Source organism: Brevibacillus sp. FW301-21C12A (assembly GCF_058788915.1).
This window is the reverse complement of sequence record NZ_JBYTBG010000034.1, coordinates 1-16,554: the sequence shown is the minus strand read 5'-3', so window position 1 is coordinate 16,554 and position 16,554 is coordinate 1. Positions and strand designations below refer to the sequence as shown.

At 54.7% G+C, this 16,554-nt stretch carries 18 protein-coding genes and 1 riboswitch; of the genes, 10 read left to right on the top strand and 8 right to left on the bottom strand.

Features of this window, described 5'->3' with window-relative positions; all coding sequences use genetic code 11:
- Nucleotides 1–178 precede the first annotated feature (178 nt).
- Nucleotides 179–1,351: an acyltransferase gene (locus AC3WQH_RS18710; RefSeq protein WP_492332199.1), complete on the top strand. Its 1,173-nt coding sequence runs from the start codon at nt 179–181 to the stop codon at nt 1,349–1,351.
- Between the two features lie 145 nt (nt 1,352–1,496).
- Nucleotides 1,497–2,396: a DMT family transporter gene (locus tag AC3WQH_RS18705; RefSeq protein ID WP_025847840.1), complete on the top strand. Its 900-nt coding sequence runs from the start codon at nt 1,497–1,499 to the stop codon at nt 2,394–2,396.
- Nucleotides 2,397–2,519: 123 nt separating this feature from the next.
- Here the strand turns inward: AC3WQH_RS18705 and AC3WQH_RS18700 are convergent, their stop codons facing one another.
- Complete coding sequence (locus AC3WQH_RS18700) at nt 2,520–3,827, bottom strand: aminotransferase class I/II-fold pyridoxal phosphate-dependent enzyme (RefSeq protein ID WP_005828698.1); 1,308 nt, start codon at nt 3,825–3,827, stop codon at nt 2,520–2,522.
- Between the two features lie 178 nt (nt 3,828–4,005).
- Here AC3WQH_RS18700 and def point away from each other — a divergent pair, with 178 nt between their 5' ends.
- The 3 genes from def to AC3WQH_RS18685 all read left to right on the top strand — a co-directional run bounded on the left by def (nt 4,006) and on the right by AC3WQH_RS18685 (nt 5,861).
- Nucleotides 4,006–4,536 (top strand): peptide deformylase, encoded by a 531-nt coding sequence (gene def, locus AC3WQH_RS18695; protein WP_005828697.1) that lies wholly within the window; start codon nt 4,006–4,008, stop codon nt 4,534–4,536.
- Nucleotides 4,537–4,568: 32 nt separating this feature from the next.
- Nucleotides 4,569–5,591: a homoserine dehydrogenase gene (locus AC3WQH_RS18690; protein WP_492332198.1), complete on the top strand. Its 1,023-nt coding sequence runs from the start codon at nt 4,569–4,571 to the stop codon at nt 5,589–5,591.
- Between the two features lie 111 nt (nt 5,592–5,702).
- Entirely contained in the window at nt 5,703–5,861 is a 159-nt protein-coding gene (locus tag AC3WQH_RS18685; protein WP_005828694.1) for a hypothetical protein, read from the top strand.
- Nucleotides 5,862–5,931: 70 nt separating this feature from the next.
- On the opposite strand, the gene AC3WQH_RS18680 is transcribed toward AC3WQH_RS18685, so the two are convergent.
- Nucleotides 5,932–6,630: a CAP domain-containing protein gene (locus tag AC3WQH_RS18680; protein ID WP_026557232.1), complete on the bottom strand. Its 699-nt coding sequence runs from the start codon at nt 6,628–6,630 to the stop codon at nt 5,932–5,934.
- An 8-nt stretch (nt 6,631–6,638) separates the two neighbouring features.
- Nucleotides 6,639–6,794: riboswitch (cyclic di-AMP (ydaO/yuaA leader) on the bottom strand.
- Nucleotides 6,795–6,878: 84 nt separating this feature from the next.
- Nucleotides 6,879–7,223: a rhodanese-like domain-containing protein gene (locus AC3WQH_RS18675; protein WP_005828690.1), complete on the bottom strand. Its 345-nt coding sequence runs from the start codon at nt 7,221–7,223 to the stop codon at nt 6,879–6,881.
- 420 nt (nt 7,224–7,643) lie between these two features.
- On the opposite strand from AC3WQH_RS18675, the gene AC3WQH_RS18670 reads away from it, so the two are divergent.
- Nucleotides 7,644–7,847, top strand: coding sequence for a cold-shock protein (locus AC3WQH_RS18670; protein ID WP_005828688.1), 204 nt, complete (start codon nt 7,644–7,646; stop codon nt 7,845–7,847).
- A 26-nt stretch (nt 7,848–7,873) separates the two neighbouring features.
- On the opposite strand, the gene AC3WQH_RS18665 is transcribed toward AC3WQH_RS18670, so the two are convergent.
- On the bottom strand, nt 7,874–8,080 hold the full coding sequence (locus AC3WQH_RS18665) for a hypothetical protein (RefSeq protein WP_129552200.1): 207 nt from the start codon (nt 8,078–8,080) through the stop codon (nt 7,874–7,876).
- A 99-nt stretch (nt 8,081–8,179) separates the two neighbouring features.
- Between AC3WQH_RS18665 and AC3WQH_RS18660 the strand changes: the two genes are divergently transcribed.
- Entirely contained in the window at nt 8,180–9,097 is a 918-nt protein-coding gene (locus AC3WQH_RS18660; protein ID WP_327990917.1) for a phosphotransferase family protein, read from the top strand.
- A 63-nt stretch (nt 9,098–9,160) separates the two neighbouring features.
- Here AC3WQH_RS18660 and AC3WQH_RS18655 read toward each other — a convergent pair whose 3' ends face one another.
- Together AC3WQH_RS18655 and AC3WQH_RS18650 are read right to left on the bottom strand one after the other, a co-directional pair.
- Complete coding sequence (locus tag AC3WQH_RS18655) at nt 9,161–9,601, bottom strand: hypothetical protein (RefSeq protein ID WP_492332197.1); 441 nt, start codon at nt 9,599–9,601, stop codon at nt 9,161–9,163.
- A gap of 213 nt (nt 9,602–9,814) precedes the next feature.
- Nucleotides 9,815–10,189 (bottom strand): hypothetical protein, encoded by a 375-nt coding sequence (locus AC3WQH_RS18650; protein ID WP_237716626.1) that lies wholly within the window; start codon nt 10,187–10,189, stop codon nt 9,815–9,817.
- Between AC3WQH_RS18650 and AC3WQH_RS18645 the strand changes: the two genes are divergently transcribed.
- Nucleotides 10,086–10,496 carry a 2-phosphosulfolactate phosphatase gene (locus tag AC3WQH_RS18645; RefSeq protein WP_005828680.1) on the top strand — a complete coding sequence of 137 codons (411 nt, stop codon included), beginning with the start codon at nt 10,086–10,088 and terminating at the stop codon, nt 10,494–10,496. The genes AC3WQH_RS18650 and AC3WQH_RS18645 overlap by 104 nt on opposite strands.
- A 63-nt stretch (nt 10,497–10,559) precedes the next feature.
- Nucleotides 10,560–12,155 (top strand): catalase, encoded by a 1,596-nt coding sequence (locus AC3WQH_RS18640; RefSeq protein WP_005828678.1) that lies wholly within the window; start codon nt 10,560–10,562, stop codon nt 12,153–12,155.
- Between the two features lie 519 nt (nt 12,156–12,674).
- Here AC3WQH_RS18640 and AC3WQH_RS18635 read toward each other — a convergent pair.
- A complete protein-coding gene (locus AC3WQH_RS18635; protein ID WP_051353884.1) occupies nt 12,675–13,112 on the bottom strand; it encodes an SRPBCC family protein in 438 nt (145 codons plus the stop codon).
- A gap of 411 nt (nt 13,113–13,523) precedes the next feature.
- Between AC3WQH_RS18635 and AC3WQH_RS18630 the strand changes: the two genes are divergently transcribed.
- Nucleotides 13,524–15,665: an RCC1 domain-containing protein gene (locus AC3WQH_RS18630; protein WP_492332196.1), complete on the top strand. Its 2,142-nt coding sequence runs from the start codon at nt 13,524–13,526 to the stop codon at nt 15,663–15,665.
- A gap of 59 nt (nt 15,666–15,724) precedes the next feature.
- Here the strand turns inward: AC3WQH_RS18630 and AC3WQH_RS18625 are convergent, their stop codons facing one another.
- Complete coding sequence (locus tag AC3WQH_RS18625; protein ID WP_005835127.1) at nt 15,725–16,042, bottom strand: DUF2992 family protein; 318 nt, start codon at nt 16,040–16,042, stop codon at nt 15,725–15,727.
- Nucleotides 16,043–16,554 lie beyond the last annotated feature (512 nt).

Genomic DNA, 16,554 nt, shown 5'->3' with positions numbered 1-16,554 from the left:
GATGCCGCGGCGCCATCCGCCTTTTTGTACAGATAAGAATTTAGAAGATTCTTACCCAGTAAAAGGGCAACTAAGACTGCGCCAAGTTTTCTAACATGCAGGGTTGCCTGTTGCTGTACGGATCTGTAAGATAAGGATGACACTTGTCCAATAAAACAGGGAGGATCTGGTAGTTTCTATGGGCCGAAAAGAACGAATAGCAGAGCTTGACCTCATTCGCGCCTTTGCCTTTCTCGCGGTCGTCTATCAGCATGTGATCGGCGTCTTTATCAGGGAAAAAGGGTTGAGCGAGCAAGCGGCTATCGTATATGGAATGTTGTTTCATCTGCTAAAATTCGCCGTTCCGGCATTTATTTTTATTACCGGACTGGTCTTGTTTTACAACTATTACGAAAAAGTCAACTACTTTTCTTTCATGCGCAAGCGGGTAACGGAAATTTTGGTGCCGTACGGGATTTGGTCGGCCATCTACCTGGCTGTGCAGACGAAGCCGCTGGGCGAGGGCAGCGCCTTTTTGTGGACAATCGCCAAAAAGCTCGTGACGGGAACTGCGTCCTATCACTTGTGGTTTGTCGTGATGATCTTCCAGTTTTATTTGCTCTATCCGCTGTGGCAAAAGCTGTTTCGATTTTTGCATCGCCTGGTCACGGGCCGCCTCCGCCTTCTTGCGGTCGGAGCGGTTGCCGGGGGCGTGTATGCGGGCTTGATGTGGTTTTCCGCCCGCTATATTCCGGCGCACCCTGGCGAATTTACCGGGGGCTGGCTGGAAGCGTACTTTATCAAGTACCGCGATCGCAACAGCTTCTACTACTTCTTTTACTTTTTGCTCGGCGGTGTGGCTGCCGTGGCCCTGCCGGCTTTCAGGGACAGTCTGCGCAAGCGCTGGCCGCTGACCGCGACGGCGTTTTGCCTGCTGTACGCCTGGATTGGCTACGAGCTGTTCCGCGACTCTAACAGCGGCACTATCAATTTGAATGTCGCGACCTCCTTGAAGCCGTCCATGTTTTTGTACACCGTCGCTTCGCTCTTGGGCGTGTACGGCCTGGCGCTCTGGCTCGGGAAAAAGAAAGCGGCTTGGACGCACTGGCTCGGGCTTGTCGGAAAGTATTCGTACGGCGCGTATTTGATGCACGCATTGATCCTCACCTACTTGATGAAGGGGCTGCGCGCGATTGGCCTGTTTCACACCGGGATCATCGGCAGCCTGGTCGTTTTTGCCATCTGTGCGGCCGGCTCGTTTTTGCTGTCGTACGGGTTGGGCAAACTGCCATTTGGCGCCTTGCTCGTGGGCGCAGCCGAGAAAAAACGGGCGAGCGAGCCTGTGCAAAAGCAACTGCAAAACGCCGGGTAGCCGAAAGAGAGAAAACGTTTGGCGGATCGCAGGCAGCAGTTGCAGCCATTAGCCTGAAAAAAGCGCGACATTTTTTCACAGTAAAAGGAATTGGGGCAGGGCGAATGGAAAAGAGTAGGAGCACGAAGGGAGGAAAAGATAACGCTTGCTGTTCGCCTACATTCAGTTGGCCCTATCAATGGCATTGGTAGGCATGAACATTTCCATCGGAAAGGAAATCGTTTCGCACGTCCCTGTCTTTTTGTTTTCCGAGCTGCGCTTTTTGCTCGCGATGGTCATTTTGCTGCCGCTGCTGGCTTTGCGCGGCGAGTGGAAGACATCGTGGAAAAAGGAAGAGGGAAGCGTCCTGTTCTGGCAGTCGTTTTTCGGCGTGTTTCTGTTCAGTATTTGCATGCTGTACGGCGTCCGATGGACTACCGCGACGGCAGCAGGGATCATTACCAGCACCGTCCCGGCCTGCATCGCTCTTTTTTCCTTCTGGCTTTTGAAGGAAAAGCTTCAGGTGAACAATGTCGTGGCGATCATTCTCTCGGTATGCGGCATCGCCCTGATTACGTTTACGGGCGGAGCAGGGGCACAGACGCTGGCGAGCATGCTCGGCAACCTGCTCGTCTTTTTGGCAGTCGTGAGCGAAGCGCTGTTCACCATTTTCGCCAAGCGGCTGTCGGGCAAAATCACGCCGTTTCAAATGACGGCTGCGATCAATGTCATCAGCTTCGCCATGTTTTTGCCGTTTGCCGTCTGGGAGGGCATCCGCTTTGACTGGGGACTGGTTCCCGCCCATATTTGGTGGCTGCTCGTCTACTATGCCGTGACGGCCAGCGTCCTGTCGTTCTTTTTCTGGTACAACGGAGTCGCCAAGGTCGAGGCGTCCAAGGCCGGCTTGTTTACCGGGATGATGCCGATCAGCGCGGCACTCGTCGCCGTGCTGTTTTTAAACGAAGCGTTCACCTGGCTGCATGGCATCGGCATGCTGCTCGTGCTTGCCTCCATTTTCGTCGGCACGCAGCAGACAAGGCAAAAAGGCACAACGCTGGAACGGTAATCGCATCGCCATGAACCTGCCGGGCTGGTCGTCCTCTTTGGAAACAAGAAGCGGCAGCTTGCCCATAGCAAAAAAAGCGCTTTGGCTTCCGGGCCAAAACGCTTTTTTATTACTCCAACCTCTTTATTTAGCCAAGGCTTTTTCCAAATCCTTGACGCCGTTGTAGATCAAATCGAACAAGTCGTCGATGTTGCCTTCCTCGATGCAAGAGAAGGCGATGCGCAGATCGGTTTGGCCGAGGGCGATTGTGCCTACGCCGTATTGATCCAGGAGATGCTGGCGGAGTATTTCCGCATCGACGGTTTTCAGCTTGAGGCACATGAAGTAGCCGGAGTTGAACGGATAGTAGCTCCACGCGTCGTCGTATTTTCCGCTGTCGAGCAACTGCTTCACGCGGTTGGCGCGGCCTTTCATGATTTCGTACTTCTCCTGCTTCTGCGCCTTGAACTCCGGAGAGGTGAGGGCGTGCAGGACGAACGTTTGCGATGGGTGCGCTCCGCTGGAGATCGTGGCGCGGATGATGCCCAACGTCTTTTGTTCCAGCGCGGCCAAAAGGTCGCTGGAAGGAGCGGCGTATGTGATGAAGCCCACGCGGAAGCCCCACACGTACTCTTCCTTGGTCGCTCCGTCGACTTTTACAGGAAGAATGCGCGGATGCACGTTGTAGAGGCTTGGGAAAAGCGACTCGTGCAGGGAGTCTTCAAAGAACAGGCCAAAGTACGCATCGTCTGTCACCGCTACGATGTTGATGCCAGCTTCTGCGCCTTCCTTGAGAGCTGCGACGATTTGACGGCCTTCCTCTGCGCCGGGCGTATAGCCTGTCGGGTTGTTCGGGAAGTTCAGGACGACAATCGCCTTTCCTTTATCTTTTTGCGCCAGGATCGCATCGCGCAATCCGGTGGCATTAAATTTCATTTCGTCGTTATACAATGGATAGTAGACCATTTCGGCACCACGGCGGATGGAGAAGGTCAGCTCGTAGTTTTCCCAGTTCTTGTCCGGGATAATCACGCTGTCTCCGCTGTCTGCGAACAGGTCGGCCACGATGCTGAGCCCGTGCGTCAGAGCGTTGGTGACGATCGGGTTGCTGAAGGAATAGTTTGCCAGAGCAGGTTGTTCCTCGATCATTTTTTGCCGCCATGCTGCGCGCAACTCAGGCTTTCCGGCAGGAGGAGCGTACTCATACAAATCTTTTGGCTGGAAGGCAGACAGGTTGTCTTGAATCACCTTCAGATGCATAGGTTGTCCGTTTTCCAGCGCGATGCCGATGGTGGCGTTGTATTTTTTCGCTTTTGCTTTCGCTTCAGCCGATTGGCTCAGGATGCCCTCTTTTGGAAAGTAAATCAGCTTGCCGATGTTGGACAGCATGTCAAAAACGTGTGGATTTTCCCGCTGAATCGTGTCATTCAGCTGTGATGCCAGTGAATGCATGGTAGCCTCCCTCTTCCTTTGGAACATCTGTTTATCATCATCAATAAAGATAGCGCATCTACATGCATTTGTCATCTAGCAGGCGGGGATTTTTCAGATTTTTGCACGGATTCCTTTGACAAGGAACGAAAAGCTTTGCTACGGTGTAAGCACATATAGGGGCAGGGGGGATTGTACGATGGCAGAACGGACGATCGTACGACTTGGCGATCCGGTTTTGCGCGAAAGGTCACGACGAATTTCATCCATGACTCCTCATACAGAAATGATCGCGGAAGACATGAAGCAGACGCTTTACGCGAAAAAAGGACGGGCCGGACTGTCGGCCGTACAGATCGGCGTACCGCTGCGGCTGATTGTCATTGACTGCGGCAGCGGCCTGATCGAGCTGATTAACCCCGAAATTGTGGAAATGAGCGGCGTGCAGGTTGGCCCGGAGGCTTGCCTGTCCATCCCCGGCGTCGTCGGAATTGTCAGCCGCTCGCGCTACGTCAAAGTGAAGTCGCAAAACCGCAGGGGCGAGCCGACCGTGCTGGAAGCGGAAGATTTTCTCGCCCGCTGCGTGCAGCATGAAATCGACCATCTCGAAGGCGTTTTGTTCATCGACCACGTCGAAGCTCTGTACTCTGCCAAAACCGGAAAGCCGCTCAGGCAAAAGGAAGCCAACGCCATTTTGGCCTACAGAAGAGAGACGTACCGCAAAGCATAGAAACCGTTTGGCGACAGCAAGGAGAATGACAAATGAAGCGTTGGAACATCGTACTGACAGGATTCGGAACAGTAGGCAAGCAGATTGCGCGGCTTCTTGCGCAGCGCCAGGACAGGTACCGCAAGCTGTACCAGGCAGACGTCCGGCTGGTGGGGGTCGCCAGGTCGGCTTGTGCGCTCTACGATCCTGAAGGGCTTGCAAACGAACAGATTGAGTCGTTGACGCAGTCCAAGCAGCCCGCTCATCCGGCATGGGAGGCAGAAAAGTGGCTGTCGACCGTAGCAGCGGACGTGCTGATCGAGGCAGGCCCGTCTGATGCCCGGACAGGGGGGCCAGGGCTTCGCTACATCCGTCAGGCGCTTGCAGGCGGCATGCACGCGATCGCCGTGTCCAAAGGCGCGCTCGTCGTCGACTACGCCGGCTTGTCTGCCCTGGCGAAAGCAAAAGGCGTGCAGTTAAAAATCAGCGGCGCAACAGCGGCCGCCCTGCCGACGATCGACCTGTTCAGCTACAATCTGGCGGGCTGTGAAATCAAGCATGTGGAAGGCATTTTTACCGGAACGACCAACTTTGTCTTGACAAGCGTCATGGAGGAAGGCGTCACGAGCGAGGAAGCGATTCGCCGGGCGCAGCAAATGGGCATCGCCGAGCCGGACCCGACCTACGACATCGACGGCTGGGATACGGCCTCGAAAATCGCGATTTTGGCCAACGCCGTGTTCGACGCCAGGCTGAAGCTCTCCGATATCCCGCGGGCGAGCGTTCGCGACCTGTCTCCCGCCCAAATCGCCGAGTGGAAACGCGCCGGACGGGTGCCGAAGCTGATCGGCACGATCCGGCCGACAGCAGACGGCGTAGCGGCAGCGGTTGAGCTTGTCGCAGTCGATGCGATGCATCCTTTTGCCCAAGTAAAAGGGACGACGAAAGCGATCCGCGTGGAAACAGACGTCATGGGCGAACTGATGGTCGTGGGCGGGAAGTCGGACCCGGCAGCAGCGGCGGCGGCAGCACTGAAAGACCTGGAACATATCATGAGTAGACACGGCGCTGTCTGACAGCGGCAGCTTCCTTGCGCCGCTTCCAGCGATCGGCAGGAATGACCCGGTTTGTTTTTCGCGCATACTAGGGACGTACCACGAACAAATAGCGGCGAGGGGGCCATACGGATGAATCAATCGTCTGATGTCAATGCCGAACTGCAGCAAGTTTCTGCCTATCCAACGAAGCAGAAGATGAACCAGAAGGAAGTCGCTCTGTTTGAGGAGCAGGAAGGCTGCGGCTGCACCCCCAAAGCGAAAAACGCGGCAAATACGGAGCAAGGATAGCTCCACACGAAAAAAGCCGGGCCTCTTTGGAAAAAGAGTACCCGGCTTTCGTGTACAGGGAAAGACGTTCTTAACCGATAAATTCCTGAACCCAGTAACCGTTGGTGTAGCCGACACCGATTTTGGTGAAGGCCGGGTTCATGATGTTTTTGCGATGGCCTTCGCTGTTCATCCACTGCGTCATCACTTCTTGCGGACTGCGTTGACCCATGGCGATGTTCTCGCCTGCGGTCATGTAGGAAATGCCGAATTGCTTCATCATGTCAAACGGAGAACCGTACGTTGGGCTGGTGTGGTCAAAGTAGTTGTTGTTCGACATGTCGGCTGCTTTCGCCAGAGCGACTTTGGACAGGGCAGCATCCATCGTTACAGGCGCCAGACCTGCTTTGGCGCGTTCCTGGTTGACCAGATCAGCAACCTGCTTGGCAAAGTCGCCAGCCTGTGCCTGGTCGGCCTGGTTCGCCGGAGCAGCCGGCTTTGTGACGTTCTGTACTGGCATTGCTGGTGCTTGTGGCGCTTGTTGCACCGGCTTTTGTACGGGCTGCTTTTGTACAGGCGCCTGATTTACTGGCGCGGCAGGCTGTTGTGGCTGTGCGCTAGGTGCAAATGGAAGCTGACCCATATATGGAATCCATTGATACTGGATTTGGTATTGTATGCCAGTTGGTACCGGGCAATTGGCTGCAGCAGATGCAGATGGGGTAAAGCCGGTCAAAGCCAAGCCCAATCCCAGAGTCATCGCGATGGCAGTAGCTCCAAAACGTTTCATATTCAACATCGTCTCCTTTTTTTGGCCTACGAGGTTAGTTGTCGGATTCGGATTGAGGAAACAACCCTACGCTCCTTCGAGCGATTCACCCCTTAGTGGATGCGTGACCCACAAAAAGATCCCCCGCACTTCCATTCGTGAGGAAGCTTCGGCTTATTGGTTTGGCATGACCCAGAATATCAGACTATCCCACCCGAAATAAAGAAGTAATATCTGCCAAACCGCTGGAAACGCTGGCGCTACTGAGCTTATTCGCCCTCGCTCTCCGGCTCGTTCCACGCTGTCAGTCCGCCGAGCAGCGCTTTTGCCTCGTATCCGTGTTCGCGCAGCAGAGCAGCCGCTTTTTGCGCTTTGTTGCCCGACGTACAGACCGTGATGACCTGCGCTTTTCGCGCCACGGATTCTGTTTCTTCATCTAAGGGCTTGTCACGTTCGAGCATGTGCACATAGGGAACGTTTTTGGTTGCGGCCAATTCGCTGGTGAGCGTTCCGTTCCGGAATTTTGCCTCGTCGCGGACGTCAAGGATGAGTACAGGTGTCTGTTTTTCCAGCAACTCGATTACTTCCTGTTTCGTCCAGATGTTTTTTTGCATTCGCAATCCCTCCCGAGCCTATTGTAGCAGTTGCCTTTCTGATAGAGTAGTAGTAAATGGTTGATTTTTACGGTCTGGTTATGGTAAAATGATAATGCTACTTGAATACTTGAGCCTAAATCTTCGAGGTGTATGCTGATGGATAACGTTTTTGAAATCCCGATTCACACTGGCGCGGTCATCGGAGCCGCAAGGATGGAAGAGAGGAAGGGCTTTCGTCGTTTTAGGTTTTCAAAAAGTTTTGGTTTTAACATGGCAGTTCCGTCCTATGACACTTTCATTTTAGCGAAGTAGATCAACTTCACATATCATGAAGGCGTATCGCGATCTCGCTCTGGGGTATTTCTTCATGATATGTGAGCTTTATTTGCTTCGGTAAATATGACTAGCATATTCAAATTGACTTTTGGAGGTTTTCTCATGCAAGCGAACGGAACAGTAAAATGGTTTAACGCAGAAAAAGGTTACGGCTTCATTCAAGTAGAAGGCGGAGACGACGTATTCGTACACTACAGCGCAATCCAAGGCGACGGCTTCAAAACTTTGGAAGAAGGCCAGCGCGTTGAGTTCAACATCGTAACAGGCAACCGCGGTCCTCAAGCTGAGAACGTAGTAAAACTGTAAGTCTCCTTTATAAAAGAAACTGTCCGTCAGCGGGCAGTTTCTTTTTTTCTCGCAAGATCACGGTGTTTGACGAGCATCACCCGGTAAAAGTCGGCGTGCGCCTGGATGTGGCCGAACAGCCCGATGAACGAAGGCGGAACCGGGTCGCCAAACTGAAAGGCCGCGTTCTCGCCCGTCGCTGCGAGCTGCGCCATCAACTTCGGCAAGATTTCGTCTGTACACGCAAAAAGCAAATCGAGCTTCCCGGCGTTTTTTTCTACCAATTGCTGCCACGGCTGTCGTATAATCGAGCATGCTGCTTTTTAACACAGACCGGGAGGAGAGTGAACGAAATGGAAGACTGGCTGGTGTCGCTGCAAAAAACGGTTTCGCTTTTGCAACAGGCGGGGAGCGTGGAGGAAATCAAAAAAGGGCATTCGGCAGACCGGAAATATCGCGTCGAGTTGGCAACAGGAGGCCCTGCTGTCTTGCGGGTAGCCAGCTACGAGCAAGCCGGGCAAAAAGAGCAGGAGTATGCGCGGTTGCAGGCGTTGCAGCCTCTGCCGATCAAAGCTTCCAGGCCGCTCGATTTTGGCGTGCGAAAAGAATGGGGCATTTGCTACATGCTCGTCTCTTACATCGAAGGAGAGGATGCGCGGGACGCACTGCCGACCTTCACGGACAGCGAGCAACAGCAGGTCGGCTTTTTGGCGGGACGGGATTTGGCCGCCATGCACCAGCTCGCGGCTCCCGCGTCGACATCGCCATGGGCAGAGCGCTGTGTGCAAAAGCATCGCATGTATGCAGCAGCCTACGCTGCCTCTGCTTCCGCGTTCAAAGACGGCGAGCGCATTCTCGCATTCATTGACCGGCACTTGCCCCTGCTGGCTGGGCGGCCGAGCTGCTTTTTGCACGACGATTTTCACGTCGGAAACTTGATCGTCCGCGACCGCAGCTACGCAGGCGTGATCGACTTCAACCGCTACGACTGGGGCGACCCGGTGCATGAGTTCGTCAAGCTCGCCTTTTTCAGCAAAGAGGTGAGTGTTCCGTTTTGCAACGGCCAACTGGCGGGCTATTGGAACGGGCAGGAAATTCCCGACTCTTTCTGGACGCTGTACAACGTGTACACGGCGATGGCCATTTTCTCCTCGATCATCTGGACAGAGCGGACTGTCCCCGCGCTGCTGCCGGACATGATGAAGCGGATCCAGACGATTGTCGAGGAGCACGACGCGTTTGAAAGACGCATCCCGTCCTGGTATAGCTGAATCGAAAAAGAAAAAAGAACTATGGAATTAGAGCCATAGTTCTTTTTACAGGGAAAGCGAGAATTACAGGCAGCCATCGACTTCTATGGTGAGCAGTTGGCTAGGCAGAACAGACAGGCCGTTGACTTGACCGCCGCCGATAGAAGTACGGCCATACGTGGTCAGAAGGACATTTTCACGGTTGCCGTTGCGGCCGACAGTCAGGCGCACTTCGTAGTGGTTCGTTGCAACGACAGTCGCGTTCAGCGTAACCCGTGTGTTTGCGGCGAGCGTTTGTGTGACGTCGAGCAGTGAACCTACCGGATTGGTTTGTGTGACCGCTGTGCCCCAGTTCAGCACTTGCACACGCACCTCCACTGGCTCGTCATTGAGGTTGACCAAGTCGATGTGAGCGGTAAGAGCCGTGTTCAGGTTGTTTTGCAGAATGCCAGTCGTGTAAACAGTTGTTCTCCTTGGTCTTCCACCCCCTCGGTCGCTGGTGCTTTCAAACTCCATTTCAGACATCCCAGATCACTCCATTTCTTGTTGTTTAACTAATGGGACAATACTACAATATTAAGTCTTGTCTCCTTTTGTAACGGCGAACGTAAGGGGACAAGTAACCATTTCTGATAGAAAGCGGTGGAATGGATGAGCGAAGCTTCCATATTTAAACAGCTAGACTATACGGCGCGGTTTGAATGGGGATATGAAGGGGTAGAACAGTTGGCGCCCCAGTCAGACATCGTCGTCATGATAGATGTGCTGTCGTTTTGCACCTGTGTGGATGTCGTGTGCGGGCGCGGCGGGATCGTCTATCCGTACCGCATGCGAGACGAGACGGCAGCGCTTTACGCGCGGGAAGAAGGAGCGCTGCTCGCCGGGAAACGCGGAGAGCCAGTGTCGCTCTCTCCGGCGTGTCTCGCGACGATTCCAGCCGGGAGCAAACTCGTCCTGCCTTCCCCCAACGGTTCGACCTGCACTGTGCTGGCGCAGCAAAGCGTTAGCCGTGGTCGTCGCAGGCTGCTTGCGAAACGCAGCGGCGGTAGCTCGCTTCATCAACGCGCACAAAGGAACCGTGAGCGTGATCGCCTGCGGAGAAAGATGGCCCAACGGCGCCCTGCGTCCTGCCATCGAAGACATGCTGGCTGCAGGCGCGATCCTCGACGGATTAAGCGGCTACCAGCTCTCCTGCGAAGCGCAAATGGCGGTCGCCGCATTCCGGGCGGCCAACGAGCAGCTTGCTGCCGTCCTCGCGGAAAGCGGCTCTGGACGCGAGCTTGCCGCAAAAGGATATCCGCAGGATGTTCAGATCGCAGCCGAATGGAACCGCAGCCAGACCGTTCCGCTATTGGGAAAAGACGGCGGGTACGTTGCCGCTTCTTCTGCTCTCGGTTCAGCGCCGGGCTTTTTCGCATAAAGACTCCCTTTTTCGGAAACCATTTCTCATGATCGAGTGAGAAACTGGACAGGGAGGATGAACATGGAAGAATCGAAGAACAGCACACAGGGCAGGTCAACCGAGGAAGAGCTGCTGACCAATCGGCAGGGCCATCCGGTCACAGACAACCAAAATATGCGCACAGTAGGCAATCGCGGTCCTACCGTTCTGGAAAACTATGATTTTCTGGAAAAAATTACGCATTTCGACCGTGAGCGAATACCGGAGCGGGTCGTGCACGGGCGTGGCGCAGGCGCACACGGATACTTCGAGGCGTACGGAACGGTCGGGGATGAGCCGGTTGCGAAGTACACGAGAGCGAAGCTGTTTGCGGAGCGCGGCAAAAAAACGCCTGTGTTCGTCCGTTTTTCGACCGTCATTCACGGCACGCACTCGCCTGAGACTTTGCGCGATCCGCGCGGCTTTGCCGTGAAGTTTTACACGGAGGACGGGAACTGGGATCTGGTAGGGAACAATCTGAAAGTCTTCTTCATTCGCGATGCGATGAAGTTTCCTGATCTCGTCCACGCGTTCAAGCCAGACCCGGTGACGAACATTCAGGACGTCGAACGCATTTTTGACTTCATTTCCAATACGCCTGAAGCGATGCACATGATTACGTTTCTGTTCTCCCCGTGGGGCATCCCGGCGAACTACCGGCAGATGCAAGGATCCGGCGTCAATACGTACAAATGGGTGAATCAAAAGGGCGAAGCGGTGCTGGTCAAGTACCATTGGCAGCCGCTTGCGCAAGGGATCAAAAACTTGACGCAAAAAGAAGCCGAGGAAATTCAGGGGAAAAACTTCAATCACGCGACACAGGACCTGTACGAAGCGATCGAACGGGGAGACTATCCGGAATGGGAGCTGTGCGTGCAAATCATGAGCGATGACGAGCATCCCGAGCTTGATTTTGATCCGCTTGATCCGACGAAGCTGTGGCCGGAGGAGCAATTTCCGTTTTTGCCTGTCGGAAAAATGGTGTTGAACAAAAATCCGGAAAACTACTTTGCCGAAGTAGAACAGGTCGCGTTTGGCACAGGCGTGCTCGTCGACGGCCTGGACTTCTCGGACGACAAGCTGCTGCAAGGCAGAACGTTTTCCTATTCCGACACGCAGCGCTATCGGGTGGGAGCCAACTATTTGCAGTTGCCGATCAACGCGCCGAAAAAGCACGTCGCCACCAACCAGGAAGGCGGGCAGATGCTGTACCGCGTCGACCGCAAGCAGCCGCACATCAACTACGAGCCGTCCACGATCGGCGGTTTGCACGAGGCCAAACAGTCCGCTCCCGACCATCAACCAGAGGTCGCGGGCAAGATCGTCCGGCAAAAAATCGACCGCACCAACGATTTCAAACAGGCTGGCGAACGGTACCGGCTCATGGAAGACTGGGAAAAAGACGACCTGATCGCCAATTTGACCGATGCTCTCCTGTCCTGTGACCGGCGCATCCAGGAGAAGATGCTCGATTACTTTTTCCAGTGCGACGAAGAGTACGGCTCCCGGGTGAAGCAAGGAATCGAGCAAGGTCGCCGGAACCGGGACAACGGCCACGGCGGACCGATGGGAGCGACCAATCCCGGCGCTGGCGTGCGTCAGGCCGAACAGGATGGACATCCGGCGGAGCCGTATTGATCGCTTGAATAAAGGCCATCAGAGCCAGAAAACAGCGCCTGACCCCTTTGCGTGTGCCGATTGGCTGCAAAGGGGTTGGCTTTTTCCCTCTCCTGCCGTACCCTTTTGCGCGAGGAAGCAAAAAGGCTGCTTGCACAGTCGCCCTTTTTCCGTTATTCGAACGGTTCCGCTTTCAAGCTCATTCTCGTAGCCCCTTCGCATTATGGTGGAAGTGCCACAGGAAAATATAGGATTAGACTAAAGTTATTGAACCTGTGCGGTTTTTGAATAGTAAAATCAGCAGTCGCTATAAAAAAGTGGTAGATTGACCGCGTAAAAGAAACAGCGGCGGACTAGGACTCAAAAATAAAGGCTGAGACTGCCGCTGTTTTTTGAGCGAGCGGTTTTCGGTTGTTCAATGGCAAGGTTGAACGAAAAAAGCAATGGTTCTTTCCAGCGCTGCGCGGCAATCTGTTAGCAGAATCGTAACTTGCGGGAGGCCGTGAAGGCTGCTTCTTTAGTTCTTGCTGCCGTCTACTTTTACTGGTCGCGCAGGTGCGTCGCCAGATTGTCGAGCGTACCAGACCAACCGTCGTACACATACTGATCGCCGGGGTGACCAGCGAATCCGCGCAGGTGGAAGATCATCTCGGTGCGCTCGCCCTGTGCGGTAAGGGTCAGGGTCACGACAGGGGTGCCCTCGACGGGATCATCGGGGGAACCCCAGGTGAAGACGAGCCGTTCGAAAGGAATGACGTCAAGGAACACACCCCCGGTGTGATACTCCTGGCCGGTCTGCTTATTGACCATAGTATAGCGGTAGCGTCCGCCTTCGCGGACGTCGAAGGAGATAGACTCTAGCGGCGTTGAAGGGAGCCAGGCGGCGAGATCGTTCTTCTCGGTCCAGGCGCGCCATACGAGCTCGCGGCGGGCATTCAGGGTGCGGACGATGGTGAACTCCGGTGCAGATGCGGTCATGTTCATTGTTCCTCCTTTTTGGTCATGGACTTGAGGGGAAATTCCAGTGCGTCGAAATGCTTGTTCCAGGCTAAGGATGCTGCTCCTGCCCGTTAGTTGAGCGCCGCCACCTGAGTCTACTCTATGTTATTTTTCAGTCTACAACTTAATTTCCCCAGTCTGATGCTTTATTTTCACAGAACAGGAAGTACATGGTAGATTCGGCGCACGCCTTGAAATTCTCTCTATTACCTAGCTCCAAAAACCAAACAAATGTTCTGATTCGATTCTATCATAAATGGAAATTTCCCACAATCTGTGCAAGAGAAAACTTTTCAAAAACTTGTGTTGGAAAAAGGTAACTTTTGCCGCCACCGCACGTCTAACCAGTTGATTTTCCTCTAAATTCCAATAGTGGTGGTGGAACGGGCAATGTGGAACGGCAATCACGCAAAAGCATGGCTGTGCAGCAGTTTGGCGTTAGTGCTCGCGATCTCGGGAAGCGTGCAAGCGCAACAGCTAGCCGCGCAAACAGCTCCTGCGCAAAAACAGGCTATTGGCAGTAAAACAGCAGCGGAAAAAGCAAGGCAGGTGCCGATGAAAGCGTGCGGGGAGGATGAGCAAAAAGCCGGGCAAAAGAAGCCTGCTGCAAACTCCCTGGCGTCCCTCGATGAAGCTTCCGCCTCGCCTCTGTCCGGCATCCGGAAAATTGCCACGGGCGTTATTTTCGATGAAGCCGGGTACGGCTGGCGTCCGGGCATTTCCTATGCGATCGACCAGGCAGGCAACGCGTGGCGCTGGGGCGTGCAGGCAGGCCAGTGGCTGGATTTTCCGCAAAAGCTCGCAGGCATCGAGAACGTCAAGGAGGTCACATGGGGCTACGCTCTGACGAATGCGGGTGAGGTATGGCGGCTGGGTGAGCAGGCGCAGCCGGAAAAAATCGCGGGGCTCGATCACATCCGCTCGATCCGCGAGCTAATCGGAAACGAAGAGATACTTGCCCTGTTAAAAGACGACGGGACCGTGTGGACGCTCAAGCAGGGAGAGCGACAGCCGCGGCGATTGGGGTCGTTTGCCAAAGTCAGCGCGCTCTACGGCTCGGCCTTCTCCCTGTTTTTGCAAGAGGAAAGCGGCAAGCTGTTTTATTTGGACGGAAAGCGACAAGAGCTGAAAGCCGAGCTTGCCCATGTCGTGGATGTACCGGGAGCGGTGAAGCAAATCGCGCTCGATTATTCGGATCGGGCTATGATCCAGACCGCAAATGACGAGGTTTACCTCTTTAATGCGAAGGAGAAAACGTGGACGCGGGCGCCGCGCGAAGCCGACGAGGCAGTCAAGATGGCGGTTGGCGGAGACGGGCTGTACCTGTTCAGCAAAAAGGACGGCACGCTCTGGGGCTGGGGCCACAACACGCTGGGGATGCTCGGCGAGCAGTACCCGGATCGGGTCGAGCTGCCTGTCCGGATTGCCGACCTGACCGATATTGTCGATGTGCAGGCAGGCACCGATCACATCCTCGCCTTGCAAAAATCCGGCCACGTCTTTTCCTGGGGAAGCAATATGACAGGCCAGTTGGGCAGAATGCCGCGCCTTTTCACGGAGTGGACCGAGATCGGCGAGTTGAAGGACGTAAGGCAAATCGCAACCGGACTTGGCCAGCCGTATTTTGTGCGCAAGGACGGCACGGTTTGGGGGATCGACGAGCAGCGGCAGCCTTACCAGGTGGCAGGGCCGAAAAATGTCCAGACGATTGACAGCGTGTTGAATGCGGCAGTCACGCTGGATACGGCGGGCCATGTACAGCTTTGGACCGATCAGTTCGGCACGTGCCAGACGTTGGCGCTGCCGGGCACTGTCAAAGATGTGGTCGCTGGGGAAGAACGACTGCTGCTGCGCCTGGCGGATGACGGCCTGTTCGCCGTAGAACTGCGCCATGAGCTGGTCGAGAAAAACGGCGTCTACGTGCCCGCCAACATCACGGTCGGCGAGATGGAAGCTGCGCAGATCGACCCGGCCGTGGCAGCGCGCATTGCCAAGCTGTACGCCAACGCTTACCTGTTTTTCGCCACAACCAAAGAGGGCGAGGTGCTGTACGCCGAGCAAACTGCCAGGCAGCCCTCGTTTCAAAGCGTACCTGGCGTAAAAGGCGTGCGGGAGCTGGCTCCGCAATATTTTGTACGCTACACGGCCGACCCGCTTTCCGTATGGGTTTTATCCGATGCGGGCGCGGTCCGCGAGCTGCAATTTCAACTGGACCGCCACAAAGACGAATGGAACATCGCGCAAGTCAGCGTGGCAGGGGAGGCGGAGGAAGGGATCGCCTTTGCCAGCGGCCGGCTGCGCATCACGAAGGACGGGCAATTGTATGAAAAAGACTGGAGCCCGCTTGTGAAAAAACAGATTCCTCGCCCTGTCCGCCTGGTAGCGTCCACGTACGACTACGCCATCGAGGGACCCGGATCGCACTATCATGTCATCGTCACGGAAGATGACAAAGTAGTCGTCCTCGGCTATAACCCGTTTGAAAAAAGCTCGCTTCAGCCGCAACTGGTCCAGACCAAAGCGAAACCATAACCTAATAGGAAAAAACTCACGCCCGGATTGTGGGGCGTGAGCGTCGCGCGCAGGGGAGATTATTTGCCCCTGTGCTTTTCTTTTGCCTTTTGCACTTTTCGCTGCCATTTTTGCTCCAGGCGTTCGAGCTTTTGCTTGCGCCCGGCCACCTTTTTTTCGGCCTTGCGCGTTTCCCATTCCAGCTTGATCGCTTCCAGGGCATAGGTCGAGGGGCCTTTTGTGCGCAACTCTTTGGCAACTTGACGGGCCAGCCGCTTCGGATTGACTTTGGTCGGAACGGCTTCTTGCACTTCCACGGACGCTTTCCGATTGTCCAGTCCAGGCAACAGCCGATGCAGGACAAAATCGAGCACTTCGCCGTCTTTTGGCTCCGCCATCTATCATAGGGGATGGTGTCTTTGCTGGCAAAATGCCGCAATGCGGGAAAACAGCTATCCATTGTCACGAACGGTCACGGACCGCAGGCAGCGGAGGCTAGCCCTGCATTTTCTGCAAGTAGACGGCCATGATGAAACCGAGGCAGATGGGTACGAAATCCGCATCGCTGCAGCCGATGGTGAGCCTCCAAACGGTCAAGCATAGCTTGTTTGGAATATTGTAACAATCTTGTGCAACCTATGGATAAACATGGGAGGAAAATGTAGAATCATGTCGAATGTGTAGACATAACAACCCGGCATGAGTCCAAAATTTTTGGTTCAGGTAGCAAAGGAGTTTTGTGGAATGGATCATTTTTCTCACCTATTTAAGAGCGATCACCATTCATGCAGCGAGTCGTCGATTGGGCAAAACGATGATTCTCCCCGCATCTCTTTACAGATTTTCCGAACGAGAAAGCCCGCTACGGTGCGATAGCACCCCCTTTAGGGGCGGGATGAGAGTGAGGTCA

What these genes read in the sequence shown, in the direction of transcription:
- AC3WQH_RS18710 (WP_492332199.1), top strand. Translation starts at nt 179, where the DNA reads ATGGGCCGAAAAGAACGAATAGCAGAGCTTGACCTCATTCGCGCCTTT.
- AC3WQH_RS18700 (WP_005828698.1), bottom strand. Translation starts at nt 3,827, where the DNA reads ATGCATTCACTGGCATCACAGCTGAATGACACGATTCAGCGGGAAAAT.
- def (WP_005828697.1), top strand. Translation starts at nt 4,006, where the DNA reads ATGGCAGAACGGACGATCGTACGACTTGGCGATCCGGTTTTGCGCGAA.
- AC3WQH_RS18690 (WP_492332198.1), top strand. Translation starts at nt 4,569, where the DNA reads ATGAAGCGTTGGAACATCGTACTGACAGGATTCGGAACAGTAGGCAAG.
- AC3WQH_RS18685 (WP_005828694.1), top strand. Translation starts at nt 5,703, where the DNA reads ATGAATCAATCGTCTGATGTCAATGCCGAACTGCAGCAAGTTTCTGCC.
- AC3WQH_RS18680 (WP_026557232.1), bottom strand. Translation starts at nt 6,630, where the DNA reads ATGAAACGTTTTGGAGCTACTGCCATCGCGATGACTCTGGGATTGGGC.
- AC3WQH_RS18675 (WP_005828690.1), bottom strand. Translation starts at nt 7,223, where the DNA reads ATGCAAAAAAACATCTGGACGAAACAGGAAGTAATCGAGTTGCTGGAA.
- AC3WQH_RS18670 (WP_005828688.1), top strand. Translation starts at nt 7,644, where the DNA reads ATGCAAGCGAACGGAACAGTAAAATGGTTTAACGCAGAAAAAGGTTAC.
- AC3WQH_RS18660 (WP_327990917.1), top strand. Translation starts at nt 8,180, where the DNA reads ATGGAAGACTGGCTGGTGTCGCTGCAAAAAACGGTTTCGCTTTTGCAA.
- AC3WQH_RS18655 (WP_492332197.1), bottom strand. Translation starts at nt 9,601, where the DNA reads ATGTCTGAAATGGAGTTTGAAAGCACCAGCGACCGAGGGGGTGGAAGA.
- AC3WQH_RS18640 (WP_005828678.1), top strand. Translation starts at nt 10,560, where the DNA reads ATGGAAGAATCGAAGAACAGCACACAGGGCAGGTCAACCGAGGAAGAG.
- AC3WQH_RS18635 (WP_051353884.1), bottom strand. Translation starts at nt 13,112, where the DNA reads ATGACCGCATCTGCACCGGAGTTCACCATCGTCCGCACCCTGAATGCC.
- AC3WQH_RS18630 (WP_492332196.1), top strand. Translation starts at nt 13,524, where the DNA reads ATGTGGAACGGCAATCACGCAAAAGCATGGCTGTGCAGCAGTTTGGCG.
- AC3WQH_RS18625 (WP_005835127.1), bottom strand. Translation starts at nt 16,042, where the DNA reads ATGGCGGAGCCAAAAGACGGCGAAGTGCTCGATTTTGTCCTGCATCGG.